Consider the following 23,589-nt stretch of genomic DNA (forward strand, 5'->3'; position numbering starts at 1 on the left):
GGACGCGGAGGTGCGGGATGGACGACGCGCAATGGACATGGTGGAGCCTCAGCTCGTACGGCGACCCGGGCGGCGTCATCGCCTGTGCCCTGGTCCTCGGGCTCCTGGGAATGCGGATGCTGCCGTCGACGCGGCGCTGGGCGCCCCGGGGCAACGCCCGCCGCGTACGCCCCGTCCCGGCCCGCCGGGGCGGCGACGGTCGTGACCCGCGCCGGCCGCACTCGCTCCAGCGCTGACGGGGGCACGTGATGGAGGTTTCCCCCCTGGTGTGGGGCCTGACGATCGCGTTCATCGTGGGCCTGCTGGTCTTCGACTTCTACTTCCACGTCCGCAAGGCCCACGTGCCGACGCTGCGCGAGGCGGCGATCTGGTCGGCGCTCTACGTCGGGATCGCCATCCTGTTCGGCTTCGGCGTCCTGGTGTTCGGCGGGCCGACGCCCGGTGGTGAGTACTTCGCCGGCTACATCACCGAGAAGGCGCTCTCGGTGGACAACCTGTTCGTCTTCCTCATCATCATGTCCAGCTTCCGCGTCCCCCGCGAGGACCAGCAGAAGGTGCTGCTCTTCGGGATCGCCTTCGCCCTCGTGGCGCGCACCGGCTTCATCTTCCTTGGCGCCGCGCTGATCAACTCCTTCGCGTGGGTCTTCTACCTCTTCGGCCTGATCCTCATCCTCACCGCCGGCAACATGCTGAAGTCCGACCACGGGGAGTCCGAGAGCGCGGACAACGTCGTCGTACGCCTGGCGCGCAGGTTCATGCACACCACCGACCACTACGACGGTGACCGGCTCTTCACGGTGGTGGACGGCAAGCGGGCGATGACGCCGATGCTGCTCGTGATGGTGGCGATCGGCGGCACCGACATCCTCTTCGCGCTCGACTCGATCCCGGCGATCTTCGGGCTCACGCAGGACACGTACCTGGTCTTCACCGCTGTGGCGTTCTCTCTCCTCGGGCTGCGCCAGCTCTTCTTCCTCATCGAGGGCCTGCTCGACCGGCTGATCTACCTGTCCTACGGGCTGGCGGCGATCCTGGCCTTCATCGGGGTCAAGCTCATCCTGCACGCGCTGCACGAGAACAACATCCCGTTCATCAACGACGGCGAGCCGATCCCCGTGACCGAGATCAGCACGTCGGTGTCGCTGAGCGTCATCCTCGGCGTCCTCACCGTCACGGTGGTCGCCTCGCTGGTCAGCCCGGCGGGCCGGGCGCGCAACGCGATCAACAACGCGCGGCGCCACGCCGAGGACTACCTCGACTCCGAGTACACCACCGACGCCGCCGAGCGGGAGCGGATCTACGGGCTGCTGCTCGCCGAGCGCGACCAGATCATCGCGCTGGGCCCGAAGTACCGGCAGAAGGCCCGCAACGAGCAGGAGCTGATGGCGCTGCTCCAGCGCGCCCGCGACAGCCACGACAGTGCCGTGGACCGCGGCGAGGCCACGGCCACGGGACCGTCGAAGCTGCTCCCGCCGCGAACCTGAGGGGCTTTCCTGGAGGGCTACGAGGCCAGGGACCCGCCGAAGATCTGCCAGGCCAGCGCCGACTTCGCGACGAGGCTCAGGACGAGGTAGGCCCGCTCCCCGAACGCGTAGCTGCGCCAGGGCCCGACGCCGCGGTACTGCAACCACTGGTTGAGCGCGAAGCTGTTGAAGAAGACGAAGAGCGACACGAAGATCCCGACCACGAAGCCGGGGACCTCCTCGGCGGCGAGGAGGTTGAGCCCGATGGCGACCCACGGCGCGGCGCCGGCGACGCACCCGAACCAGAAGGGCTTCATCGTCCGGGTGGTGGCGGTGCCGCCGGGCGGGTTGGCCGACTCCTGGAGCCAGCCGAAGAGGATCATCGCCACGTTGGCGCCGATGATCCCGATCAGCGCCGCGACGTCCACGACGCCGGCGTACAGCGCGATCAGGACGACCATGATCGTCGCGCTGAACGAGTACTCCACCCACCGGAAGCGGTTGATCCCCCGGCGCAGGTCGCGCTCGTAGGTGCTGCGCAGGACCGTCGCCGTCAGCAGGTGGTCGAGGCCGGCGAGCACCAGGAAGGTCGCGATCGCGATCCCGACGGGCAGGTCGAGCAGGCCCTCGGGAGACGCGATCGCGCTGCCGGGCGGACCCGTCGGCAGCGACTGGGTGATGGTGATCGCGAAGTCGGTCGCCAGCACCACCACGGCGACCGCTTGAGCGAGGTGGAGCACCGCGAGGGCGAGGTTCCACCCGCGGAGCGAGCGGAGCGCCCCGTCGTCGACACCGGTCGCGGTCACGTCGTGGGAGGTCATGGCTCCATCATGGGGCCTGCGTGCCCCGGGACCGGCGGGTCGGGACCTAGGTCCCGGCGATGAGTGGACCAACGCCCGCTCACGGCGGCGGGCCTGCGCACCGAGGCTGGAGCCATGACCCTCCCGCTCGTCGCCATGACGCCTGCCCTGCCCACCCACGAACGCTGGTTCGTGGAGTCGCAGGCCGCGGGCGACTGGTCCTTCTTCTTCTCGCCGCTGCCGCTCGTGCTGACCGGTGCCGTCGTCGCGGTCGCGCTGCTGTGGCGCCTGGTCGCGCTGCGGTTCGACGGTCCCGAGCTGCCGTTCCTCGGCCGCCTCGGCGGGCTGGTGCCGTGGATCCCCCGCCTGCTCGGCATCCACCTCGGCGTCGCACTGCTCGCGCTCGCCGCGACGGGCGCCTTCATCACCCCCTCGATCGACCACCTCGACGGCATCGGCGGCAACGCGCTGCTGCTCGTCGAGGCGGGCCTCGGGATCTGGCTGGTCACCGGCTGGCAGCTGCGTACGGCGGCCGCGCTGGTGCTGGGCCTGGCCCCGGCCCTCACCGTGGTCGCGGGGTGGACGGCACTGGGGGAGAGCGCGAACCTCGCGGCGGTCGCGGCCTTCCTCGTCGTCGTACCTCCCGGGCCCGACGCGCACGGCGCCGCCCACCCGTCGCGTGCCCACCTGCGCTGGGCGCTGCTGTGGCTGCGCCTCGGCGTCGGCACGGCGCTGATCGTGCTGGCCTTCTCGGAGAAGCTGACCAACCCCGCGATGGCCATCGACACCCTCGCGACCTATCCCGCCCTCGACGTCTTCTCGCTCGTCGGGATCAGCATCTCGCCGGAGACCTTCGTGGCGATCGCCGGGGCGACCGAGCTGCTCTTCGGCCTTCTGGTGATCTCCGGGGCCTTCCCGCAGGTCGCCGTGCTCGTCGCGATGGTGCCCTTCAACGCCACCCTGCTGCTCTTCGGGCAGACCGAGATGGTCGGACACCTGCCGGTGTACGGCGTGTTCCTGGCGCTGCTCGTCTACGGCTCGTCGGTCGAGACCGCGGGCGCCGTGCGGTGGCTGCCGGGTCGCGCCGGAGGCCGGGTGCCGGTGCCGGCCCCGGTCGGCTGACCGCTCAGGACTCGCGGATCCGGCTCGCCACCTCGCGACGCAGGACCTTGCCCATCGGGTTGGTCGGCAGCTCGTCGACGAAGACCACGCGGCGCGGCACCTTGTAGGGCGTGAGGCCCTCGCGGGTGTGCGCGCGCAGCTCGTCCGGCTGGACCGGGACGCCCTCGACGAGCACCACGGCTGCGACGACCTCCTCGCCACCGTCCTCGTGCGGGAGGCCGACCACGGCGACGTCGACGACGCCGGCGTGGGTGCGGATCACGGCCTCCACCGCGGACGGGTAGACGTTGAACCCGCCGGTGATGATGATCTCCTTGATCCGGTCCACGATCGTCAGGAACCCGTCGGGCGACATCGTCACCACGTCGCCGGTGCGGAACCACCCGTCGTGGAAGGCCGCAGCGGTCTCCTCGGACAGACCGCGGTAGCCGGCGAAGACCTGCGGGCCGCGCACCAGCAGCTCGCCGCGCTCGCCCTGCGGGACCTCACGGTCGAGGTCCTCGGGGTCGGCGACGCGGATCTCCACGTCGGGGAAGGGGACCCCGATGGCGCCGGGCCGGCGCTCGCGCGACATCGGGTTGCCGACGATCACCGGCGACGTCTCGGTCAGGCCGTAGCCCTCGACGAGCAGCCCACCCGTGGCGCGCTCCCAGCGCTCGACGAGAGCGGCGGGCAGCGGCATCGCGCCGGACAGCGCGTAGCGGATGCCGGCGATCGAGACCCCGCGCCGCTCCGCCTCGTCGACGATGCGCTGGTAGAGCGGCGGCACGGCGGGCACGAAGCTCGGCACCTCGCGCGCGACCGCGTCCATGATCAGGCCGATCTCGGGCTTGGGCAGCAGGACCAGCTTGGCGGCCAGCGCCACGCCGAGCAGCACGCTCACCGTCACGCCGTACGCGTGGAACAGCGGCAGCGCGACGAGGAAGGACTCCTCGCCCTCGCGCAGCCCCGACACCCAGGCGCGGCCCTGGACCACGTTGGCGACGAGGTTGCGGTGCAGCAGCGGCACGCCCTTCGGCACGCCGGTCGTGCCGGAGGTGTAGAGCAGCAGCGCGACGGCGTCCTTGTCCGGACGCTCGTGCGACTCGTCCAGCGGGGCCGCGGAGGCCAGCTCCGACCACTGCATGACCTGCGGCGCGGGCGCCGTCAGCAGGTCGCGCGCCGCGCGGGCCTTCGCGACGGGCAGGCGCAGCGCCAGCCGCTTGCTCCACGGCAGCCGCGTGGTCATGTCGACGGCGACCACGTGCTCCAGCGGGGTGTCCGCGACGAGCCGCTCGATGACGGGCACCACCTTGTCCCACACGATCGCCACCCGGGCGCCGTGGTCGACGAAGGGGTGGCGCAGCTCGGCGGCGGTGTAGAGCGGGTTGTGCTCCACCACCGTCGCGCCGAGGCGCAGCACCGCGAAGAAGGCGATGAGGTTCTGCGGGCAGTTCGGCATCACCAGGGCGACGTTGTCGCCGGGACGTACGCCGAGCGCGTGCAGGCCGCCCGCCACGCGGCGCACCTCGGCGTCGACGTCGGCGTAGGTCGAGACCCGGCCCAGGAAGTCCAGCGCGGGCCGGTCGGCGTGGTCCCGTGCCGCGGCCTCCCAGAGGTCGAGCACCGTGGTGTCGCCGTAGTCGAGGTGGAGGGGCACGCCGGGGGCGTAGGACGCTGCCCACGGGGGCGGGTGAGCCGACACGGTGTTCCTCACGATCGGTGTCGCGACGGGAGGTCGCGAGCGCGACCCAACGTATCGGGTCCGCACGCGGGCGCCGGTGCATCCCGTGGCAAGGAAATCTGCGATTGGCTGCATCCGCCGCGGCGCCCCTGGGCGAGAGACAGGTAATGGGGGGAACATCACTCACTACCGAAGGGATGTCCCAATGAAGCGCACTCTCGCCGCAGGCGCCATCGCCGCGCTCGCACTCGTCGGCTCCGCCGGCACCGCCCAGGCCGCGCCGAGCGACTCCGCCTGCTTCGGCCAGATCCACAAGCTGGTCAACAGTGGCGGGCTCGAAGGGTTCGACAACGTCGGACAGCTGGTGAAGGCCGTCGGCGGCCCCGGCAAGAACGCCGCCGCGACCGGTCTCTGCGACTGACCGGCCCGACAGTGACGGCGGCTCGGGCCCTCGGGCCCGGGCCGCCTGTCGTCACAGGGCGGCCACGACCTCCGTGCCCTGCTTGATCGCGCGCTTCGCGTCGAGCTCGGCGGCGACATCGGCTCCGCCGATCAGGTGGGCCTCGCGGTCCAGGGCGTCGTAGAGCCCGCGCACCGAGTCCTGCCCGGCGCACACCACGACGGTGTCGCACTCGACGACGTGGCTCGCGCCGTCGACGGTGATGTGCAGGCCGGCGTCGTCGATGCGGTCGTAGGTCGCGCCGCGGACCTGGGTGACGCCCGACTGCTTCAGCACCGCACGGTGCGCCCAGCCCGAGGTCTTGGCGAGGCCGATGCCGATCGGCGTGGCCTTGCGCTGGATGAGGGTGACCTCGCGCGCCGGCGTGCGCGGCTTGGCCTCGGTCAGCCCGCCGACGTGCAGTGCCGGGTCGCCGACGCCCCAGTGGGCCATCCAGTCGTCGAGGTCCTCGTGCTCGTGGGTGAGGAAGACGCTGACGTCGACGCCGATGCCGCCGGCGCCGATCACCGCGACCCGCCTGCCCGGCACGACCGCGCCGCTCAGCACCTCGGCGTACGACGCGACGCTCGGGTGGTCGATGCCGGGGATGTCCGGCATCCGGGGCTCGACGCCCGTGGCCACGACGACCTGGTCGAAGCCGGCGAGGTCGTCGGCCGAGGCCTCGGTCGAGAGGCGTACGTCGACACCGAGGACCTCGAGGCGACGGGTGAAGTAGCGCAGCGTCTCGGCGAAGTCCTCCTTGCCCGGCACCGCCATCGCGAGGCGGAACTGTCCGCCGAGCGCGGGGGACTTCTCGAAGAGCGTGACGGCGAAGCCGCGCTCGGCCGCGCTGGTGGCGGCGGCCAGTCCGGCCGGGCCGGCGCCGACGACCGCGACGGTCTGCTTGCGCATCGTCGGGGTCAGCAGCAGCTCGGTCTCGTGGCAGGCGCGCGGGTTGACCAGGCAGGAGGCGCGCTGGTTGTCGAAGACGTGGTCGAGGCAGGCCTGGTTGCAGGCGATGCAGGTGTTGATCTCGTCGGCGCGCTCGTCCATCGCCTTGGCGACGAAGGCCGGGTCGGCGAGCAGCGGGCGCGCCATCGACACGAGGTCGGCCTCGCCGGCGGCGAGGATGTCCTCGGCGAGCTCGGGGGTGTTGATCCGGTTCGACGCGCAGACCGGCACGTCCACGACCTGCTTGAGGCGCGCGGTGTACGACCGCCAGGCCCCGCGCGGCACCTGCGTGATGATCGTCGGGACCCGGGCCTCGTGCCAGCCGATGCCGGTGTTGAAGACCGTGACTCCGGCGGCCTGGAGGTGCAGCGCCAGCTCGGCGGTCTCCTCCCAGGTCTGCCCGCCCTCGACGAGGTCGAGCAGGGAGATCCGGTAGACGATGGGGAAGTCGTCGCCGACGAGCTCGCGCGAGCGGCGTACGACCTCGACGGGGAAGTGCATGCGGCGGGCGGCCGAGCCGCCCCACTCGTCGTCGCGGTCGTTCGTGCGCGCGGCGAGGAACTGGTTGATGAGGTAGCCCTCGGAGCCCATGATCTCGACCGCGTCGTAGCCGGCCTTGCGGGCCAGCGCGACGCTCTTGGCGAAGGCGGTCGCGGTGTGGTCGACCTCCTTGCTCGACATCGCGTGAGGCTTGAAGGGCGTGATCGGCGACTTCTTGTCCGAGGCGCTCTGCGAGAGCGGGTGGTAGCCGTAGCGACCGGCGTGCAGCACCTGCAGCGCGATCGCCCCGCCCGCCTCGTGCACCGCGCCGGTGATCCGCTGGTGGCGGATCGCGTGGAGGCGGTTGGTCATCTCGGAGGCGAAGGGCTTGAGCCAGCCGCGCTTGGTGGGGGCGTAGCCGCCGGTGATGATCAGGCCGACGCCGCCGCGCGCGCGCTCGGTGAAGAAGGCCGTGAGCTTGTCGATGTCCCACGGGTGGTCCTCGAGACCGGTGTGCATCGAGCCCATGACGACGCGGTTGCGCAACGTGAGCGCGTCGGGGCCGGCGCCGAGGGTGATCGGCTCGAGGAGGTGGGGGTAGGTGGGGTGCGTCATGATCGAACTCTCTCGGTGGTTGAGGTGCGAGCGGAGCGAGCCTCGAAACCCTCGTGGGCCTGCAGGTAGTCGGTGAACCAGTCGATCCAGAAGCGCTCCATCCGGATGCCCCCGCGCAGGACCAGCCACTGGTCGAGCGCCGCGCCGGCGAGGCCGTCGGGGTCGGGGAACTGCTCGCGCTCCATCTGCTCGTAGTGCGCCAGGCGCGTCGCGTGGTCGGCGCGCAGGTCGTGCAGGTGCGCGGCCAGCCGCGCGCGGTCGCCGTACGACGCCCCGCGCAGCTTGACGGCCACGTCGCTGCGGAAGGTCTCCATCGGCATCGGCTCGGCCAGCCACTCGGCCAGCACCCGGCGCCCGGCGTCGGACGGCGTGTGGACGCGCTTGTCGGGGCGGCCCTCCTGCTCGACCACCTCGACCGTCACCCAGCCGTCGGCCTCCATCCGGGCCAGCACGCGGTAGATCTGCTGGTGGGTGGCGTGCCAGAAGAAGCCGAGCGACTTCTCGAAGCGGTGGGTGAGCTCGAGGCCGCTCGCGGGTCGCTCGCTGAGCGCGACGAGGAGGGCGTGCTCGAGGGCCATGGGGACATGGTGCCCGACCTATGCAACGAGTTGCAAGGTCGAGGGTCGGAGATCACTCGTGTCATCCACGAGCAGACCTCGACCCTCCTGCGTCCACAGATCGTCGGCACGTGGTGGCGGACCGACCGGGTGTGGTCCGAGGCTGGACGTCGTGATCGCCGAGGCCAGCTTCGCGCCGTACGCCGCACCTGTGGCCGCACTGCTCGCCGCCCAGGACGGCGTAGTGTCCCGCGCCCAGCTGGTCGACGCCGGGTGTGAGCCCCACGACCTCGAACGGATGATCAGGCGCAAGGAGCTCGTTGTCGCGCTTCCGGGCGTGTACGTCATCCACAACGGACCGCGCACGTGGCAGCAGCGGGCGTGGGTGGCGGTGCTCGCGTGCTGGCCGGCTGCGCTCGCCGGCTCCTCCGCCCTGCGGGCCGACAACGGGCCGGGGATGCGCGGCTTCGCCGAGGACGACCCCATCGAGGTCGCCGTGGACGTGGCGCGCACGGTGCAGCCCAAGCCGGACGTGAGAGTGCGCAGGATGGCGGGGTTGGCCGCCCGCACCCGCTGGAACACCTCTCCGCCGCGGCTGCGCCACGAGGAGGCGGTGCTCGACGTGATCACCGGGATGACCAAGCAGTGGGATGTGATCGAGGCCCTCGCCGCCGCCGTTCGGGGTCGTCGTACGACGGCCGACCGGCTCGCTACGGCCCTGCGGGCGCGGCACCGCTTCCCCCGTCGCGCCTGGTTCGTCGGGGTCCTGGCCGACGTTGCGGCTGGCACCGCGTCCGTGCTGGAGCACGGCTACCTCCAGCACGTCGAGCGTGCCCACGGCCTGCCGAAGGCCGAGCGGCAGCAGTCGGACCGACTCGCCGGGGGTCGGATCTACCGCGACGCGCCCTACCCGGCGTACGGCCTCGACGTCGAGCTCGACGGCCGCCTCGACCACAGCGCGCTCCCCGATCGAGACCGCGACCTCGAGCGGGACCTGGACTCGGCCCTCCACGAGCGGCGCAGCATCAGGCTGGGATGGGGCCAGGTCTACGACCGGCCCTGCCGTACGGCGGCGCAGGTAGCGCGGCTCCTCGCGATCGGTGGCTGGGAGGGTTCACCTACGCCGTGCTCTCCGTCGTGTCCGGTCGGGACCGACTGACTCGAAGACGCTCGTGGAATCCACGAGCACACCTCGAGCTGTCGGCTCAGGCGAAGTCTGGCGGAACCTGGGCGAGGCGCTCCCGGGTCGAGAGCCCGTCGCAGGGATGGGTGCGGTCCGACCACACCGCCCCCGAGGCCAGCCAAGTCGCTCGGTAGGCACGTGCACCTTCCGGCGAGCAGTCTTCATACCCTGCCTCCACCTCGCAGCACGGGCAGATGTCGAAACCGGGACTCGACCCGTCGTCGCCCCACGGCGGCTCGGGCCAACGGAAGCCGCAGACCCGACAGTTGCGGTCATCTCCTGCGGTCACGGTCCAGACTCTTCGTCCCGGTCCACGAGTTCCTGGGCCTCGGCGTACAACCGCGCCTTCTCCTCGGGGGAGAGCGACGCCATGTGGTGCTCGTACTGCTGCACCCCGTGCCGCATCACGCCCATGAAGTCCTCGTCCCGCTCGAGGTCGGAGAGGTCGCGCTGTCCGGCGAGCACGTCGCGCACGTGGCGCGCCATCGCGGTGCCACGATGCTGGTCGGCGATCGCCATGAGGTTGTGACGCAGGAGCGCGGACGCATCCGCACTCCCGGTGTGGGCCGTCAGGGGGTCATCGGGCAGAGCGGGGCCCACCATCAGACGGCTCCCCACGTGGCGACCTCGCCACCGGGCATCGAGACGACCTTCTCCTGCTGGGGTCCGGCGATGCCCCAGGCCTCGAAGTCCTCGCTCGCGGGCACGACGAGCCGGTCACCGGCGCAGCGCACGACCAGTCCCCCTGATGTGTCGTACTCGATGCCAGTGAGCGGCTGGCCGACCCACGCGGAGATGGTCGGGCCGAGCGCATCGAACTGCTCGTCCACCACGGTCAGCTCGACACCAGCGTGGTGCAGGGTGCAGTCACCCTCGACGCGGATCGACCAACCGCCGGTGGTGTCGATCAGGACGCTGTAGGTGGTGTCGACCGAGGCGACGGGGTCACCTTCGAGTGTCGGACGCGTGGCATTTGTCCAGTCCAGGGGGTTCGTGGGCAGTGCCGAGGCCATTGGCCTACTTCGCTTCAACCGCAGGCAGGTGAGGCAGGAGGGGGTCGAGCGCGGACATCACCGCGGGGCGCACCTCGTCGCCGAAGACCGTGAACTTGATGAACTCGAGATCGCCCTCCGCGTTGCTGACGACCTTCGCGACCTCAGTCGCACCGTCCGTGCGCTCCAGGAGGGTCATCACGGACTGGAGCTTCGCCTGGAGTGCATCGAGCTCGACCTCACCGTCGACGTAGGCACGCACCACCGCAGCGGTCTCCTGCAGCAGGGTGTGGTTGCTCATCAGTTGGTCCTCGTGATCACAGTGATGACGATGTCGTCCTCGGTCACGATACGCACGCCGCCGCTTTCGTAGATCTGGCGGATCGCGCCCTGCGGCGTCGTGACGGTGCTGGGCTTCACCGTGTCCAGGAGATGATCGATGAAGCGGGGAGAGATGCTTCGACCCGCGCCGGTCGCCCCCGCGGGTGCACCTAGGCCGCTCGGCTGGAGTCGGTCGACAGCGTGGCGCGCGTAGAGCCGATCACCGACGAGGGCGTACTCGCGGCCGGCGTGCTGAACCTTGGGGTACTGCGCCCACGAGGTCCACAGCGTCCGGGGGCCAGCGCCGGCAGCGCGTGACGCGTGGCGCACGGCACGCGCGGTCTGGTACTTGCGCAACGCGTGGCGGATGCGCTGGAGCTTCGGCAGCGTGCACGCCATCACCGCAATCGCGCGGACCGCCTTCAGGGCGGCAAGCACCGTGATGATTCGGCGCGCACATGAGATGGCGCGTGCAGTCGCCACCCCGCCGCCGACGACGGCGGCGCCGCCGAAGGTCACGAAGCTCGCGATGCCGCTGATCACGGCAGTGGCCCCGATCTCGATGGCCAGGTCGCGGACGAGGTCCTTGATCGTCTCGCGAGTCTTGTCGACCTGCTCGGCGTAGTCGTCGCACGCGGTCGCCAGCTCGCGGCACTGCTCGGCGAGGTCGGTTGAGTTGGTGCGGAGCTCCCGCAGTGCCGAGGTGGCGAAGGCGACCTCGGGTGACCGCTGCCGACCCAGCTGCGAAGAGGCCACGCTCGCATAGGAGGGGGCGCGGTCGATGGTGCCGGCGGCGGAACGCCAGGTCGAGGCCGCTTCGCGGAGCTTGCCGGTGTCGGCGCTGGGCCAGGCCCAGCCCTGGAGGTGGTCGACGATGAGGTTCCAGAACTCCGGCACGTCGGCGTTGTCGCCACCGAGCGAGCTGGGCGGGGTGTAGATCGAGACGATCTCGGGCTGGGGCGCCTTGTCGTCGCCGGCCGGTCCACCGCCCTTCTTGTAGACCGACCTGCGGTTGGCCTCGCGGTGGTTGGCGCCGCTGGTGGCGGTGAGCACCGCCAGGTTGCCGTATGCCGTCGTCAGTTCGGAGAAGGCGGCGACGGCCTCGGCTGCCGCGGAGTCGTAGTTCTTCACGAAGTCCTCGGACGAGATGTCGTCGCCGGCCATCGCGGAGTAGGAGCCGAGCTTGCCGGTGAGTGTGGTGTAGCCCCCGGCGAGGACGTGGTTGCCGCCGTCGAGTGCCTCGGCGGCGGAGTCGTAGCCACCGCTGTCGACCTCGAGCCTCATCCGAGCCCCTCCCACATCGAGCGGTTGGCCCCGGCGGCCTCGTTGTAGTTGCGGCTGGCCTGCTCGGCCGCCGCGCGCAGCTCGGCGAGCGCCTGGCGCATGATCATCAGGCCCTGCTCCCATTCCTCCTGCGCCTCGCGCTGGGCGACGGCGGCGAGGCCCTCCCACGACTCGTGGAGCTTGGCGACCTGCCGCTCGATGTCGTTGGTGAGGGTCTCCAGGGCGGCCTCGGTGCGCGCGATGTCGGCGACGACGGCGTCGAGCTCGTCGGGGTCGATGGCGAAGACGTCCGACACGTCAGCCCAGCCGATCGATGATGCGCCCGGCGATCTGGTTCATGGCCTGCTCCGAGGCGTCGTCCTGCTGGATGAAGTCCTTCTGCGTGGCGTCCAGCAGCTCGCCCATCGCGACGAGTCCCTCGAGGACGTCGGTCGCCCCGGTCTTCCACTCGGCCCACGCCTCGACGAAGGAGTCGGCGGCCACTCCGGTCCAGCCGCTGCCGAGGTAGCCGGACACGCGCTCGTCGATCCGGTCGCGGTCGCGATGCAGCCGGGAAGCGGCGTCCTGCACGTCACGGATCGCCTGGGCGAACGCGGCGTGCGTGACGTTGACCTGCTCCATGGGTCCGTCCTTCCCGATCGCGCGACGGGGTGAAACCCCTCGCCTGCACCCTCGCAACCCTGACAGCACCGGTGTCATGATCGGCCGCATGACGTACGCGCTGGGACAGGGCACCGGACCGTTGCGGGGCGTGAAGGTGGTCGAGGTCGCCGGCATCGGACCCGGCCCGCACGCCTGCATGCTCCTGGCCGACCTCGGCGCCGACGTGGTCCGCATCGACCGTCCGGGCGGTGGTGCGTTCAGCATCGGCGAGCACGACGTGCTCAACCGCGGGCGGCCGAGCGTGGCGCTCGACCTCAAGCACCCCGACGCCGTGACGACCGTGCTCGACCTGGTCGAGGGCGCCGACGTCCTCGTCGAGGGGATGCGACCGGGCACCCTCGAGCGGCTCGGCCTCGGGCCCGACGAGTGCCTGGCTCGCAACCCACGGCTGGTCTACGCGCGGATGACCGGCTGGGGCCAGGACGGCCCGTGGAGCCACGTCGCGGGCCACGACATGAACTACATCGCCACCGCCGGCGCCCTCCACGGTCTCGGCCAGGACCGCGACCGGCCGCACTTCCCGGGCAACCTGCTGGGCGACTTCGGCGGCGGGTCGACCTACCTCGTCATCGGCGTCCTCGCCGCCCTCCTCGAGGCACGCACGAGCGGGCAGGGGCAGGTCGTCGACGCCGCGATCGTCGACGGCACCGCCCACCTCAACGCGATGGCATGGACCTTCGCTGCCCTCGGCGCCACCACGGACCGGCGGCGCTCGGGGCTCCTCGACGGCGGCACGCCGTGGTACGACCTCTACGAGACCGCCGACGGGCAGCACATGAGCGTCGGCGCCCTCGAGCCGCAGTTCTGGGCCGAGCTGGTCGCGCGCATCGGCGTCGAGCTGCCCGACCGCGACGACCCGGCGAACCACGCGACCATCCGCGGCGCCCTGGTCCGGCGCTTCAGGGAGCGGACGCAGGCGGAGTGGAGCGAGGTCTTCGACGGCACCGACGCGTGCGTCGCGGCCGTCGTACCCCTCACCGAGGCTCCGCAGCACCCGCACCTCGCGGCCCGCGGGACCTACGTCGAGCGCGACGGCGTCACCCAGCCGGCGCCGGCCCCGCGCTTCTCGCGGACCGGGGCGACGTTGGGCAGCCGACCCGCACGCCCCGGCGAGCACACCCGCGAGGCGCTCGCGGCCTGGGGCATCGACGACGTGGACGGCCTGCTCGACAACGGCGCGGCGACGCAGGCGTGAGGCCTTTCCTCTTCCTCGGCACCCGCGCCGAGGACGACGTCGCCCAGCAGGAGTACGACGCCGTGCTCGCCGGGTGCGGCCTGCACCCCGACGAGCTGGTCCGCGTGCGCCTCGAGGCCGGTCCGCTCGGCGAGGTCGACCTCGCCGACTACTCCGGGGTCATCCTGGGTGGCGGGCCGTTCAACATGTCGGATGCGCAGGACGCGAAGTCCGCCGTGCAGCGCCGCGCGGAGGCCGAGCTGCACGCCCTCGCCGAGCGTGTCGTCGCGGCGGACGTCCCGTTCCTCGGCGCCTGCTACGGCATCGGCGTGCTCGGCACCCTGGCCGGCGGGGTCGTCGACCGGACGTACGGCGAGCCGATCGGCGCGCTGCCGGTGCGCTTGACCGAGGAGGGGCGGGCCGACCCCCTCTTCGGCGCGCTGCCCCACGAGTTCGCGGCCTACCTCGGCCACAAGGAGGCGGTGTCGCGGCTGCCCGACGGCGCGGTGCTGCTGGCCTCGACCGACACCTGCCCGGTGCACGCGTTCCGGATCGGTCGCAACGTCTACGCCACGCAGTTCCACCCCGAGCTCGACGCCGTCGCGATCTGCGACCGGATCGACGTTTACAGCGCCCACGGCTACTACGCCCCGCGCGAGCGCGAGTCGCTCAAGGCCGCGGCGCGCGAGGCGATGGTGACCGAGCCGGTGCGCCTGCTCGGCCGGTTCGTCGAGCTGTACGCCCGGGCCTGACCGCCCGGTCTGGCACGCTGGCCCGCATGGAGGAGCGCCGGACCGTACGCGCCCCCGTCGCGGTGGCGGTCGTGGTCCTCGCGCAGCTCCTCGGCACGTCGCTGTGGTTCAGCGCCAACGCGGCGGCCGCCGACCTCCGCGGCCCGTGGGGGCTCACCGACGCCGACCTCGGACGCCTCACCGTCGCGGTGCAGGCCGGCTTCGCGACGGGCACCCTGCTGGCTGCGGTCACCAGCCTCGCCGACCGCTTCGCCGCCAGCCGGATCTTCGCCGTCGCCTGCGTCCTGGGCGCGGTGAGCAACGCCGGCTTCGCGCTGCTGGCCGACGACACGGCCTCCGGTGCCGCGTGGCGCTTCGCGACGGGGCTCTGCCTGGCCGGCATCTACCCGCTCGGGATGAAGCTCGTCGTGTCGTGGGCGCCCGACCGCGCCGGCGAGGCGCTGGGCCTGCTCGTGGGCATGCTGACCCTCGGCACGGCCCTTCCCCACCTTGTCTCCGCGATCGGAGTGGGGTGGCAGTGGCAGGCGGTCGTGCTGTCCTCCTCGGCCCTCGCCCTGCTCGCCGGGGCCGCGGTGCTCCTGCTCGGCGACGGCCCCCACCTGCCGCGCGCCGGTGCGGTCGGGCTGCGGCCCGGTGCGGTGCTCCAGGCCTTCCGTGTCCCGGCGTACAGGGGTGCCGCGCTGGGCTACTTCGGCCACATGTGGGAGCTGTACGCGTTCTGGACCCTGGTGCCGCTGCTCCTCGTCCCGCTGCTCGACGGCGGCGCCGGCGCGGTGAGTGCCACCACCTTCGTCGTGATCGCGGCGGGCGCGGTCGGGTCCGTGCTCGGCGGGATCTGGGCCCGGCGGGTCGGCGGGGTGCGCGTCGCGGCGACGGCCCTGGCCGCGTCGGGGGCGGTCTGCCTGGTCTTCCCGCTGCTCGAGCCGGCACCCGTCCCGGTGGTCCTGGCGGTGCTGGTGTTCTGGGGAGTGGCGGTGGTGGCCGACTCCGCGCAGTTCTCCGCGCTGTCGGCCCGCGCCTGCCCGCCCCACCTGGTCGGCAGCGCGCTCGCGATCCAGAACGGCCTCGGCTTCGCGCTGACGATCGGCGCCATCGCGCTGACCGCGGCGCTGGTCAGCGACCTCGGGCCGCAGGTCGCGTGGATCCTGCTGCCCGGGCCGGTGCTGGGCCTCGCGGCGATGGCACGCGACCTCCGACCCCGCCCGGTCGCCGCCGCGGCTGACGTGTAACTCATAGTTACAAGCCCTCGCCGGCTCGCCTACGCTGGCCGTATGAGCGACCACGTGGACGTGCTGATCATCGGCGCCGGCCTGTCCGGGATCGGCGCGGCCGCCCACCTCGCCAAGGACCTGCCGGGGACGACGTACGCCGTGCTCGAGCGTCGCGAGGCCAGCGGCGGCACCTGGGACCTGTTCCGCTATCCCGGCGTCCGCTCGGACTCCGACATGCACACCCTCGGCTACCGCTTCCGGCCCTGGCGCGGCGACGTCGCGCTGGCCGACGGCGCCTCGATCCTGGCCTACCTGCGCGACACCGCCCGCGAGTTCGGTGTCGACGAGCACATCCGCCACGGGCACCACGTGACCTCGGCCGAGTGGGACTCGACCACCGCGCGGTGGACCGTGCGGGCCGAGGTGGACGGGGAGACCCGCGAGATCACCGCCGACTTCCTCTGGGCGTGCAGCGGCTACTACGACTACGACGAGGGCCACACGCCGCACTTCGAGGGCCAGGAGCGCTTCGGCGGCCAGGTCGTGCACCCGCAGCACTGGCCCGAGGACCTCGACTACGAGGGCAGGAAAGTGGTCGTGATCGGCTCCGGCGCCACCGCCGTCACCCTCGTCCCCGCGATGGTCGCGGGCGGAGCCGGGCACGTCACGATGCTTCAGCGCTCGCCGACCTACATCCTCCCCGTGCCCGGCAACGACGCCTTCAAGCGACGGCTCACCTCGCTGGCCGGCGAGCGGACGTCGTACGCCGTGACGAGGTGGAAGAACGTCGCGGTCCAGTCCGCCCTCTACCAGCTCAGCCGCCGACGCCCCGCGCTCGTGCGGGGCCTGGTGCGCAAGGCCAACGTCGCGCTGCTGCCGCCGGGCTACGCCGTCGACACCCACTTCAACCCGACCTACGACCCGTGGGACCAGCGGATGTGCCTGGTGCCCGACGGCGACCTGTTCCACGCGCTCAAGCGCGGTCGGGCCGAGGTGGTGACCGACCGGATCCGCACCTTCACCGAGACCGGGCTCGAGCTCGAGTCGGGCGCGCACCTCGACGCCGACATCGTCGTCACCGCCACCGGCCTCAACCTCCGGATCTTCGGCGGCGCCACGCTGAGCGTGGACGGCGAGGTCGTCGACCCCGCGGGCACCATGGCCTACCGCGCGATGATGCTGTCCGAGGTGCCGAACTTCGCCTTCACCATCGGCTACACCAACGCGTCGTGGACGCTCAAGGCCGACCTCGTCGCGGAGTACGTCGTCCGCGTGCTGTCGCGATTGCGGTCCACCGGCACGCGCACCGTGGTGCCCGAGCGCGACCCGTCCGTCGAGGAGGTCCCGCTCATGGACTTCGACGCCGGCTACGTCCAGCGGGTCGTGCACACGCTGCCGCGCCAGGGGACCCGCGCGCCCTGGGCGCTGAAGCAGAACTACCTCCACGACGCCCTCGCGCTGCGGCGCGCGAAGCTCGACGACGGCGTGCTGCGCTGGTCCTGAGGCTCTCCGAAAGCCACCCGGCCCACTAGCGTGTCGGCGTGGACACGCCGCGCACCCCGATCCGCCCGGGTTCGCCCACCCTGGACGACGTGGCGCGGATCGCCGGCGTCTCGCGCGCCACCGCCTCGCGGGCCATCAACGGCGGCCAGCGGGTCAGCGCCCGCGCCCAGTCCGCGGTCGACGACGCGGTGCAGACGCTGGGCTACGTCCCCAACCCGGCCGCGCGGAGCCTGGTCACGCGGCGTACGGACTCCATCGCGGTGGTCGTGCCCGAGCCCGACGACCGGGTCTTCTCCGACCCCTTCTTCGCCGGCACGCTGCGCGGGGTCAACGGCGTGCTCGCCGAGCGCGACATCCAGCTCGTGCTGCTGCTCGCGCGCCCGGGCGCCTCGACCGCGCGCACCCTGCGCTACCTCACCAACCGCCACGTCGACGGCGCCGTGGTCACCTCCCACCACCGCGACGACCGGCTCGCCGAGCACCTCGCGGACCTCGGCCTGCCCTGCGTCTTCGGCGGCCGCCCGTGGACGGGCGGCGACCGGGTGACCTATGTCGACGTCGACAACACCGCCGGCGAGCGTGAGGCCACTGAGGTGCTCATCGCGCGCGGCTGCCGGCGCATCGGCACGATCGCCGGTCCCGCTGACATGACTGCCGGCGTCGACCGCCTCGAGGGCTGGCGGCAGGCGATGGCCGCGGCGGGGCTCGACGCCGACGCCGTCGAGCACGGCGACTTCACCGAGGGCAGCGGCGAGGAGGCGGCGCGCGCCCTGCTCGAGCGCCACCCCGACCTCGACGGACTCGTCGTCGCCTCCGACCTGATGGCCTCGGGCGCGCTGCGGGTCCTGGCCGGCCTGGGTCGCCGGGTTCCCGACGACGTCGCCGTCGTCGGCTTCGACGATCTCGGCGTCGCCGAGCGCACCACCCCGACGCTCACGACCATGCGGCAGCCGGTCGAGGAGATGGCCGCCCGGGCCACCGAACTGCTGCTCGAGCGGATCGACGGCGTCGAGGAGGGCCACCCGATGCGCGTGATCGTCCCGCCGGTGCTGGTGCGCCGCGAGAGCGCCTGAGTCAGGCGAGCGAGGCGATGAGCTCCTCGACGCGGCCCTTGATCTCGTCGCGGATCGGGCGCACGGCCTCGATGCCCTGCCCGGCGGGGTCGTCGAGCTTCCAGTCCTCGTAGCGGGTGCCGGGGTAGAACGGGCAGGCGTCACCGCAGCCCATCGTGATGACCACGTCCGACTTCTCGACGGCGGCGTCGCTGAGCAGCTTGGGCTGCTGGCCGGCGATGTCGATGCCGATCTCGGCCATCGCCTCGACGGCCGCGGGGTTGATCGAGTCGGCAGGTGCCGAGCCGGCCGAGAGGACCTCGATGCGGTCCCCGGCGAGGTGGCGCAACCAGCCGGCGGCCATCTGCGAGCGGCCGGCGTTGTGGACGCAGACGAAGAGGACGGTGGGGGTGCTCATCGGACGGTCTCCTGGGAGTCGGTGGTCGGGTTGGGGGCCGGGTCGCCCGGCACAGCGGCGTGCGGAAAGCGGTCGCGCAGCGCGAGGCTGACGTAGACGAGCCCCACGAGGACGGGCACCTCGATCAGGGGGCCGACGACGCCGGCCAACGCCTGTCCGGAGGTGACGCCGAAGGTGGCGATCGCCACTGCGATCGCGAGCTCGAAGTTGTTGCCGGCGGCGGTGAAGGCCAACGTCGTGGTGCGCTCGTACGTCATGCCGAGCGCGCGTCCCAGCAGGAAGCCGCCGCCCCACATGAGGGCGAAGTAGACCAGGAGGGGCAGCGCGATCCGGGCGACGTCGAGCGGGCGGCTGGTGACCTGCTCGCCCTGGAGCGCGAAGAGGACCACGATCGTGAAGAGCAGCCCGATCAGCGCCCAGGGCCCGACGCGGGGCAGGAACCTCGACTCGTACCAGTCCCGGCCCTTGAGGCGCTCGCCGTAGGTGCGCGAGAGCCAGCCGAGCAGCAGCGGGACGCCGAGGAAGACAAGCACGGACTTGGCGATCTGCCAGGCCGACACGTCGAGCGCCGCGCCCTGCAGGCCGAGCCAGGTCGGCAGCGCCTCGAGGTAGAACCAGCCGAGGCCGGCGAAGGCGATCACCTGGAAGACGGAGTTCAGCGCCACGAGGACTGCAGCGGCTTCCCGGTCGCCACAGGCCAGGTCATTCCAGATGATGACCATGGCGATGCAGCGCGCGAGCCCGACGATGATGAGCCCGGTGCGGTACTCCGGCAGGTCCGGGAGCATCAGCCAGGCGAGGGCGAACATCAGTGCCGGACCGAGCACCCAGTTGAGCACCAGGGACGACAGCAGCATCCTTCGGTCCGAGGTGACCGAGTCGAGCCGGTCGTAGCGCACCTTGGCCAGGACGGGGTACATCATCACCAGCAGGCCGATGGCGATCGGCAGGGAGATGCCGTCGATCTCGACCGCCGACAGCACGTCGTCGAGCCCCGGGACCGTACGTCCGAGCAGGAGGCCGGCGACCATGGCCAGGCCGATCCACAGCGGGAGGAACCGGTCGAGGGTCGACAGCTTGTCGACGACCTCGCCGCCGCGCGCGCTCACGCGTTGCCCCCGATGAGCGTCGCGACGTCGGCGAGCACCTCGCGGCGCACGGCGTAGTAGACCCACACGCCCCTCTTGCTGCGGTCGAGCAGGCCGACGTCGTGCAGCACCTTGAGGTGGTGGCTGATGGTGGGCTGCGACAGGTCGAAGGCGTCGTTGAGGTCGCACACGCAGGCCTCGCCGCCCTCGCTGGCGGCCACGATCGAGACCAGGCGCAGGCGCACCGGGTCGGCGAGCGCCTTGAGCAACGGCGCCAGCCTCTCGGCCTGGTCGGCCGAGATCGGTTCGCGCATCAGGGGCGAGCAGCACGCAGCCGTCTCGACGGGGGTCAGGGTCAGCTGAGACTTCGACACAGATCAATATTGACAGACATCGATGAATGCGGCAATCTCGGACATCGACAGTCATCAATATCTACGGAAGGACCCATCCATGTCCCGCTTGCAGCTCGCCCTCAACGTCGACGACCTCGAGACGTCGATCGCCTTCTACTCCACGCTCTTCGGCACCGAGCCCCACAAGATCCGCCCCGGCTACGCCAACTTCGCGGTCGCCGAGCCGCCGCTCAAGCTGGTGCTGATCGAGAACGCCGGACACGGCGGCAGCATCAACCACCTCGGCGTCGAGGTCTCCGACGTCGACACCGTCGACAGCGAGCTGACGCGCCTCGCCGCGGCCGGCTTCGCCACGACCGAGGAGCGTGACACCACCTGCTGCTACGCCAAGCAGGACAAGTTCTGGGTGCAGGGCACCCCCGACGGGGAGCGCTGGGAGGTCTACACGATCACCGACGACGCGCCCGCCCAGAGCGCCCCTGAGCCGGCAGGGGAGGCCTGCTGCGCGTGAGCGTGCCGGGCGTCTGACGAGGATCACACCGCGGCGGATTCACGGGAACACCACGCGTACCGCTACCGTTGTGCACTCAGACGCCCGGCCGGTCTTGCCCCGGGCGCAGGCTCGCCCGACACGATCGCGGCGGGACCCTTCCTCACACTGAGGCACGTACGCCGCACATCCCGTCGAGAACGACGCAGCGGCTCACGGTGGCGAGACGCCAACCGAAAGCAACTCACATGAACTTCGCCGAACTCGGCGTGCCCTCCTCGCTCGCCAAGATCCTCGAGCAGCAGGGCATCACCACCCCGACCCCGATCCAGGCCGCGACGCTGCCGGACAGCCTCGCCGGGCGCGACGTGCTCGGCCGCGGCCGCACCGGCTCCGGCAAGACGTACGGCTTCCTGCTCCCGCTGGTCGCCCGCCTCGACGCGAGCAAGCTGCCGGCGATGCCGCGCAAGCCGCGCGCGCTGATCCTGGCCCCCACGCGCGAGCTCGTCGGCCAGATCCACGCCTCGCTGCTGCCGCTGGCCAAGGCCTCCGGCCTGTCGACCGTCGTCGTCTACGGCGGCGTGGGCCAGGGCCCGCAGACCACCGCGCTCAAGAAGGGCGTCGACATCGTCATCGCCTGCCCCGGTCGCCTCGAGGACCTGATGGGCCAGGGCTACGCCGACCTCTCCGCCGTCGAGGTCACCATCCTCGACGAGGCCGACCACATGGCCGACCTGGGCTTCCTGCCCGGCGTGCGCCGGATCATGGACAAGACGCCCCGCACGGGCCAGCGGATGCTGTTCTCCGCCACGCTCGACAAGGCGATCGACGTCCTGGTCAAGCGCTACCTCACCAACCCCGCGACCCACGAGGCCGACTCGGCGCAGTCGCCGGTCTCGACCATGTCGCACCACGTGCTCCACGTCTCGCGCGACCAGCGCGTGCCGGTGCTCGTCGACCTGACGAGCGCCCCCGGCCGCACGGTGGTCTTCACCCGCACCAAGCACGGCGCCAAGGCGCTGGCCCGCCAGCTCAACAAGTCCGGCGTGCCCTCGGTCGACCTCCACGGCAACCTCAGCCAGAACGCGCGCACGCGCAACATGGAGATGTTCCACTCCGGCAAGGCCACCACGCTGGTCGCGACCGACATCGCCGCGCGCGGCATCCACGTCGACGACGTGGCGCTCGTGATCCACGCCGACCCGCCCACCGAGCACAAGGCCTACCTGCACCGTTCGGGGCGTACGGCTCGCGCCGGCGCCGAGGGCACCGTGATCACGCTGATGACCGACGAGCAGCAGCGCGACGTGCGCGACCTGACCCGTCAGGCCGGCATCAAGCCGACCACCACCAAGATCAGCGGGCCCGGTCACGCGATGCTCGAGCAGCTCGCCCCCGGCGAGCGCAGCACGCCCGGCGGCCTCGTCGTCGAGGTGCCGACCTCCACGGGTGGCCGCGCTGGCGGCGGCGGTCGCTCGACCGGTGCCAACGCGCAGCGCAAGCGTGCCCGCGCGACCGGCGAGACCGGCGGTCGCTCGCGTCGCGGCAACCCGACGAGCTACACCAGCGAGACCCCGGGCAGCTCCGCCGGCGGTTCCACCGGTGGCGGCCAACGTCGTCGCTCCGGCGGCGGCCAGGGTGGCGGCCAGGGCGGTGGCGGCGGCCAGCGTCGTCGCTCCGGTGGCGGCCAGGGCGGCCAGTCCCGCAACAGCGGCGGCCACAGCGCGGCGTCGTTCAGCGGACGTCGCTGACCCCTTCGCGCGAGCCGCTTCGCTGGTTGAGGTGCGAGGAGCTCCAGCGACGAGCCTCGAAACCTGCGTCTGACGGCGTGGTTTCGAGGCTCGCTGCGCTCGCACCTCAACCAGCGAGTGCTGGTGTGGCGGAATGCCGGGCCTCCGCGCATCGTTGACCCTTCAACCAGTCAACGAAGGAGCGACATGCCCGACTTCGACCACTCCGTCCTCGGCACCCGCGAGCAGATCTCGCTCGGCCTCGACACGTTCGGCGACGCCCCGCTCGACGGCGCGCCCGGCAACCACGCCGAGACGCTGCGCGAGGTGGTCGCGGAGGCGGTGCTCGCCGACCGGGTCGGGGTGGACTACATCGGCCTGGGCGAGCACCACCGCGCCGACTACGCCGTCTCCGCGCCCGACGTCGTGCTCGCCGCGATCGCCGGCCAGACCGAGCGGATCCGCCTCGGCACCGGCGTCACCGTGCTGTCCTCTGACGACCCGATCCGGGTCTACCAGCGCTTCGCCACCCTCGACGCCGTGTCGAACGGCCGCGCCGAGGTGCAGCTCGGACGCGGCTCCTTCATCGAGTCCTTCGGCCTCTTCGGCCTCGACCTGGGCGACTACGACCGGCTCTTCGCCGAGAAGCTCGACCTCTTCTCCGCGCTCCAGCACGAGCAGCCGGTGACGTGGCAGGGCAGCATCCGCGCGCCGCTCGAGGGCAAGCAGGTCTACCCGACGACCGCCGCGGGCAAGGTGCCCGCGTGGATCGCCGTCGGCGGCACCCCGGAGTCCGTCGTCCGCGCCGCGAAGTACGGCATGCCCCTGGTGCTGGCCGTCATCGGCGGGTCGCCCGCCGCCTTCGTCCAGTTCTCCGACCTCTACCGTCGCGCGCTGGAGCAGTACGGCCACGCCGAGCTGCCGATCGGGATGCACTCGCCCGGGCACATCGCCGCCACGGACGACGAGGCACGCGAGCAGCTCTACCCGCACCAGGCTGACCTCTACACCCGCCTGGGCCGCGAGCGCGGCTGGGGACCGTACAGCCGGATCGCCTTCGAGCAGGCCGCTGGTCCGCAGGGGGCGATGTTCGTCGGCTCGCCCGAGACCGTCGCGCAGAAGATCGCCTGGGCCGCGCGCACGCTGGGCCTCTCCCGCTTCCAGCTCAAGTACTCCGTGGGTGCCCTGCCACACGCCGAGCGCCTCGAGTCGGTGCGGCTCTACGGCGAAGAAGTGATCCCGCGGGTCCGCGAGTTGTTGGCAGGCTCCTAGGCTGGCGGTC

At 71.9% G+C, this 23,589-nt stretch carries 26 protein-coding genes; 13 read left to right on the forward strand and 13 right to left on the reverse strand.

Annotated elements, in window-relative coordinates; translation table 11 throughout:
- Positions 1–17: 17 nt before the first annotated feature.
- Entirely contained in the window at positions 18–236 is a 219-nt protein-coding gene (locus IRX98_RS09140) for a hypothetical protein (RefSeq protein WP_224276029.1), read from the forward strand.
- 12 nt (positions 237–248) lie between these two features.
- Complete coding sequence (locus IRX98_RS09145) at positions 249–1,484, forward strand: TerC family protein (RefSeq protein ID WP_224276031.1); 1,236 nt, start codon at positions 249–251, stop codon at positions 1,482–1,484.
- Positions 1,485–1,501: 17 nt separating this feature from the next.
- On the opposite strand, the gene heR is transcribed toward IRX98_RS09145, so the two are convergent.
- Positions 1,502–2,284, reverse strand: coding sequence for a heliorhodopsin HeR (gene heR / locus IRX98_RS09150; RefSeq protein WP_224276033.1), 783 nt, complete (start codon positions 2,282–2,284; stop codon positions 1,502–1,504).
- 114 nt (positions 2,285–2,398) lie between these two features.
- On the opposite strand from heR, the gene IRX98_RS09155 reads away from it, so the two are divergent.
- Positions 2,399–3,385, forward strand: coding sequence for a hypothetical protein (locus IRX98_RS09155; protein WP_224276035.1), 987 nt, complete (start codon positions 2,399–2,401; stop codon positions 3,383–3,385).
- A 4-nt stretch (positions 3,386–3,389) separates the two neighbouring features.
- On the opposite strand, the gene IRX98_RS09160 is transcribed toward IRX98_RS09155, so the two are convergent.
- Positions 3,390–5,081: a long-chain-fatty-acid--CoA ligase gene (locus IRX98_RS09160; protein ID WP_308044529.1), complete on the reverse strand. Its 1,692-nt coding sequence runs from the start codon at positions 5,079–5,081 to the stop codon at positions 3,390–3,392.
- Positions 5,082–5,253: 172 nt separating this feature from the next.
- Here IRX98_RS09160 and IRX98_RS09165 point away from each other — a divergent pair, with 172 nt between their 5' ends.
- Entirely contained in the window at positions 5,254–5,469 is a 216-nt protein-coding gene (locus IRX98_RS09165) for a hypothetical protein (RefSeq protein ID WP_224276039.1), read from the forward strand.
- Between the two features lie 51 nt (positions 5,470–5,520).
- Here IRX98_RS09165 and IRX98_RS09170 read toward each other — a convergent pair whose 3' ends face one another.
- Together IRX98_RS09170 and IRX98_RS09175 are read right to left on the reverse strand one after the other, a co-directional pair.
- Positions 5,521–7,533 (reverse strand): NADPH-dependent 2,4-dienoyl-CoA reductase, encoded by a 2,013-nt coding sequence (locus IRX98_RS09170; RefSeq protein ID WP_224276041.1) that lies wholly within the window; start codon positions 7,531–7,533, stop codon positions 5,521–5,523.
- Complete coding sequence (locus tag IRX98_RS09175; protein WP_224276043.1) at positions 7,530–8,111, reverse strand: PadR family transcriptional regulator; 582 nt, start codon at positions 8,109–8,111, stop codon at positions 7,530–7,532. The genes IRX98_RS09170 and IRX98_RS09175 overlap by 4 nt, the downstream gene beginning before the upstream one ends.
- Positions 8,112–8,262: 151 nt before the next feature.
- Here IRX98_RS09175 and IRX98_RS09180 point away from each other — a divergent pair, with 151 nt between their 5' ends.
- Positions 8,263–9,249 carry a type IV toxin-antitoxin system AbiEi family antitoxin domain-containing protein gene (locus IRX98_RS09180; RefSeq protein ID WP_224276045.1) on the forward strand — a complete coding sequence of 329 codons (987 nt, stop codon included), beginning with the start codon at positions 8,263–8,265 and terminating at the stop codon, positions 9,247–9,249.
- Positions 9,250–9,558: 309 nt separating this feature from the next.
- Here IRX98_RS09180 and IRX98_RS09185 read toward each other — a convergent pair whose 3' ends face one another.
- Genes IRX98_RS09185 through IRX98_RS09210 form a run of 6 tightly spaced genes read right to left on the reverse strand, consistent with a single transcriptional unit; the run spans position 9,559 to position 12,491 of the window.
- Positions 9,559–9,876, reverse strand: a complete 318-nt coding sequence (locus IRX98_RS09185; protein ID WP_224276047.1) for a hypothetical protein — start codon at positions 9,874–9,876, stop codon at positions 9,559–9,561.
- Positions 9,876–10,286 (reverse strand): DUF6188 family protein, encoded by a 411-nt coding sequence (locus IRX98_RS09190; RefSeq protein WP_224276049.1) that lies wholly within the window; start codon positions 10,284–10,286, stop codon positions 9,876–9,878. The genes IRX98_RS09185 and IRX98_RS09190 overlap by 1 nt, the downstream gene beginning before the upstream one ends.
- Positions 10,287–10,290: 4 nt before the next feature.
- Complete coding sequence (locus IRX98_RS09195; RefSeq protein ID WP_224276051.1) at positions 10,291–10,566, reverse strand: hypothetical protein; 276 nt, start codon at positions 10,564–10,566, stop codon at positions 10,291–10,293.
- Complete coding sequence (locus IRX98_RS09200) at positions 10,566–11,870, reverse strand: WXG100-like domain-containing protein (protein WP_224276053.1); 1,305 nt, start codon at positions 11,868–11,870, stop codon at positions 10,566–10,568. The genes IRX98_RS09195 and IRX98_RS09200 overlap by 1 nt, the downstream gene beginning before the upstream one ends.
- Entirely contained in the window at positions 11,867–12,166 is a 300-nt protein-coding gene (locus IRX98_RS09205) for a WXG100 family type VII secretion target (protein WP_224276055.1), read from the reverse strand. The genes IRX98_RS09200 and IRX98_RS09205 overlap by 4 nt, the downstream gene beginning before the upstream one ends.
- 1 nt (position 12,167) lies before the next feature.
- Positions 12,168–12,491, reverse strand: coding sequence for a WXG100 family type VII secretion target (locus tag IRX98_RS09210; RefSeq protein ID WP_224276058.1), 324 nt, complete (start codon positions 12,489–12,491; stop codon positions 12,168–12,170).
- An 88-nt stretch (positions 12,492–12,579) separates the two neighbouring features.
- On the opposite strand from IRX98_RS09210, the gene IRX98_RS09215 reads away from it, so the two are divergent.
- The 5 genes from IRX98_RS09215 to IRX98_RS09235 are packed head-to-tail and all read left to right on the forward strand — an operon-like array spanning position 12,580 to position 18,246.
- Positions 12,580–13,728, forward strand: a complete 1,149-nt coding sequence (locus IRX98_RS09215; protein ID WP_224276060.1) for a CaiB/BaiF CoA transferase family protein — start codon at positions 12,580–12,582, stop codon at positions 13,726–13,728.
- Positions 13,725–14,459: a glutamine amidotransferase gene (locus IRX98_RS09220; RefSeq protein WP_224276062.1), complete on the forward strand. Its 735-nt coding sequence runs from the start codon at positions 13,725–13,727 to the stop codon at positions 14,457–14,459. The genes IRX98_RS09215 and IRX98_RS09220 overlap by 4 nt, the downstream gene beginning before the upstream one ends.
- A gap of 26 nt (positions 14,460–14,485) precedes the next feature.
- Complete coding sequence (locus tag IRX98_RS09225) at positions 14,486–15,688, forward strand: MFS transporter (RefSeq protein ID WP_224276064.1); 1,203 nt, start codon at positions 14,486–14,488, stop codon at positions 15,686–15,688.
- 42 nt (positions 15,689–15,730) lie between these two features.
- Positions 15,731–17,173 carry a flavin-containing monooxygenase gene (locus IRX98_RS09230; RefSeq protein ID WP_224276066.1) on the forward strand — a complete coding sequence of 481 codons (1,443 nt, stop codon included), beginning with the start codon at positions 15,731–15,733 and terminating at the stop codon, positions 17,171–17,173.
- 38 nt (positions 17,174–17,211) lie between these two features.
- Positions 17,212–18,246, forward strand: a complete 1,035-nt coding sequence (locus tag IRX98_RS09235; RefSeq protein ID WP_224276068.1) for a LacI family DNA-binding transcriptional regulator — start codon at positions 17,212–17,214, stop codon at positions 18,244–18,246.
- A gap of 1 nt (position 18,247) precedes the next feature.
- Here IRX98_RS09235 and IRX98_RS09240 read toward each other — a convergent pair whose 3' ends face one another.
- Genes IRX98_RS09240 through IRX98_RS09250 form a run of 3 tightly spaced genes read right to left on the reverse strand, consistent with a single transcriptional unit; the run spans position 18,248 to position 20,105 of the window.
- Entirely contained in the window at positions 18,248–18,643 is a 396-nt protein-coding gene (locus IRX98_RS09240) for an arsenate reductase ArsC (protein WP_224276070.1), read from the reverse strand.
- Positions 18,640–19,752, reverse strand: coding sequence for an ACR3 family arsenite efflux transporter (arsB, locus tag IRX98_RS09245; RefSeq protein ID WP_224276072.1), 1,113 nt, complete (start codon positions 19,750–19,752; stop codon positions 18,640–18,642). Before arsB ends, IRX98_RS09240 begins: the two co-directional genes overlap by 4 nt.
- Positions 19,749–20,105, reverse strand: a complete 357-nt coding sequence (locus IRX98_RS09250) for a metalloregulator ArsR/SmtB family transcription factor (protein ID WP_308044539.1) — start codon at positions 20,103–20,105, stop codon at positions 19,749–19,751. The genes arsB and IRX98_RS09250 overlap by 4 nt, the downstream gene beginning before the upstream one ends.
- A 79-nt stretch (positions 20,106–20,184) precedes the next feature.
- On the opposite strand from IRX98_RS09250, the gene IRX98_RS09255 reads away from it, so the two are divergent.
- The 3 genes from IRX98_RS09255 (at position 20,185) to IRX98_RS09265 (ending at position 23,579) form a co-directional block, all read left to right on the forward strand.
- Complete coding sequence (locus tag IRX98_RS09255; protein WP_224276073.1) at positions 20,185–20,598, forward strand: ArsI/CadI family heavy metal resistance metalloenzyme; 414 nt, start codon at positions 20,185–20,187, stop codon at positions 20,596–20,598.
- Positions 20,599–20,825: 227 nt separating this feature from the next.
- On the forward strand, positions 20,826–22,328 hold the full coding sequence (locus IRX98_RS09260; RefSeq protein WP_224276074.1) for a DEAD/DEAH box helicase: 1,503 nt from the start codon (positions 20,826–20,828) through the stop codon (positions 22,326–22,328).
- 186 nt (positions 22,329–22,514) lie between these two features.
- Positions 22,515–23,579 carry an LLM class flavin-dependent oxidoreductase gene (locus IRX98_RS09265; RefSeq protein ID WP_224276075.1) on the forward strand — a complete coding sequence of 355 codons (1,065 nt, stop codon included), beginning with the start codon at positions 22,515–22,517 and terminating at the stop codon, positions 23,577–23,579.
- The last annotated feature ends 10 nt before the right edge of the window (positions 23,580–23,589 follow it).

This window comes from Nocardioides lacusdianchii, from assembly GCF_020102855.1.
GTDB lineage: Bacteria > Actinomycetota > Actinomycetes > Propionibacteriales > Nocardioidaceae > Nocardioides > Nocardioides lacusdianchii.

Bases quoted from the DNA above. Each gene is read 5' to 3' on its own strand.
- IRX98_RS09140 (WP_224276029.1), top strand. From the start codon at position 18: ATGGACGACGCGCAATGGACATGGTGGAGCCTCAGCTCGTACGGCGAC.
- IRX98_RS09145 (WP_224276031.1), top strand. From the start codon at position 249: ATGGAGGTTTCCCCCCTGGTGTGGGGCCTGACGATCGCGTTCATCGTG.
- heR (WP_224276033.1), bottom strand. From the start codon at position 2,284: ATGACCTCCCACGACGTGACCGCGACCGGTGTCGACGACGGGGCGCTC.
- IRX98_RS09155 (WP_224276035.1), top strand. From the start codon at position 2,399: ATGACCCTCCCGCTCGTCGCCATGACGCCTGCCCTGCCCACCCACGAA.
- IRX98_RS09165 (WP_224276039.1), top strand. From the start codon at position 5,254: ATGAAGCGCACTCTCGCCGCAGGCGCCATCGCCGCGCTCGCACTCGTC.
- IRX98_RS09170 (WP_224276041.1), bottom strand. From the start codon at position 7,533: ATGACGCACCCCACCTACCCCCACCTCCTCGAGCCGATCACCCTCGGC.
- IRX98_RS09175 (WP_224276043.1), bottom strand. From the start codon at position 8,111: ATGGCCCTCGAGCACGCCCTCCTCGTCGCGCTCAGCGAGCGACCCGCG.
- IRX98_RS09185 (WP_224276047.1), bottom strand. From the start codon at position 9,876: ATGGTGGGCCCCGCTCTGCCCGATGACCCCCTGACGGCCCACACCGGG.
- IRX98_RS09190 (WP_224276049.1), bottom strand. From the start codon at position 10,286: ATGGCCTCGGCACTGCCCACGAACCCCCTGGACTGGACAAATGCCACG.
- IRX98_RS09195 (WP_224276051.1), bottom strand. From the start codon at position 10,566: ATGAGCAACCACACCCTGCTGCAGGAGACCGCTGCGGTGGTGCGTGCC.
- IRX98_RS09200 (WP_224276053.1), bottom strand. From the start codon at position 11,870: ATGAGGCTCGAGGTCGACAGCGGTGGCTACGACTCCGCCGCCGAGGCA.
- IRX98_RS09210 (WP_224276058.1), bottom strand. From the start codon at position 12,491: ATGGAGCAGGTCAACGTCACGCACGCCGCGTTCGCCCAGGCGATCCGT.
- IRX98_RS09215 (WP_224276060.1), top strand. From the start codon at position 12,580: ATGACGTACGCGCTGGGACAGGGCACCGGACCGTTGCGGGGCGTGAAG.
- IRX98_RS09225 (WP_224276064.1), top strand. From the start codon at position 14,486: ATGGAGGAGCGCCGGACCGTACGCGCCCCCGTCGCGGTGGCGGTCGTG.
- IRX98_RS09230 (WP_224276066.1), top strand. From the start codon at position 15,731: ATGAGCGACCACGTGGACGTGCTGATCATCGGCGCCGGCCTGTCCGGG.
- IRX98_RS09240 (WP_224276070.1), bottom strand. From the start codon at position 18,643: ATGAGCACCCCCACCGTCCTCTTCGTCTGCGTCCACAACGCCGGCCGC.
- IRX98_RS09255 (WP_224276073.1), top strand. From the start codon at position 20,185: ATGTCCCGCTTGCAGCTCGCCCTCAACGTCGACGACCTCGAGACGTCG.
- IRX98_RS09260 (WP_224276074.1), top strand. From the start codon at position 20,826: ATGAACTTCGCCGAACTCGGCGTGCCCTCCTCGCTCGCCAAGATCCTC.
- IRX98_RS09265 (WP_224276075.1), top strand. From the start codon at position 22,515: ATGCCCGACTTCGACCACTCCGTCCTCGGCACCCGCGAGCAGATCTCG.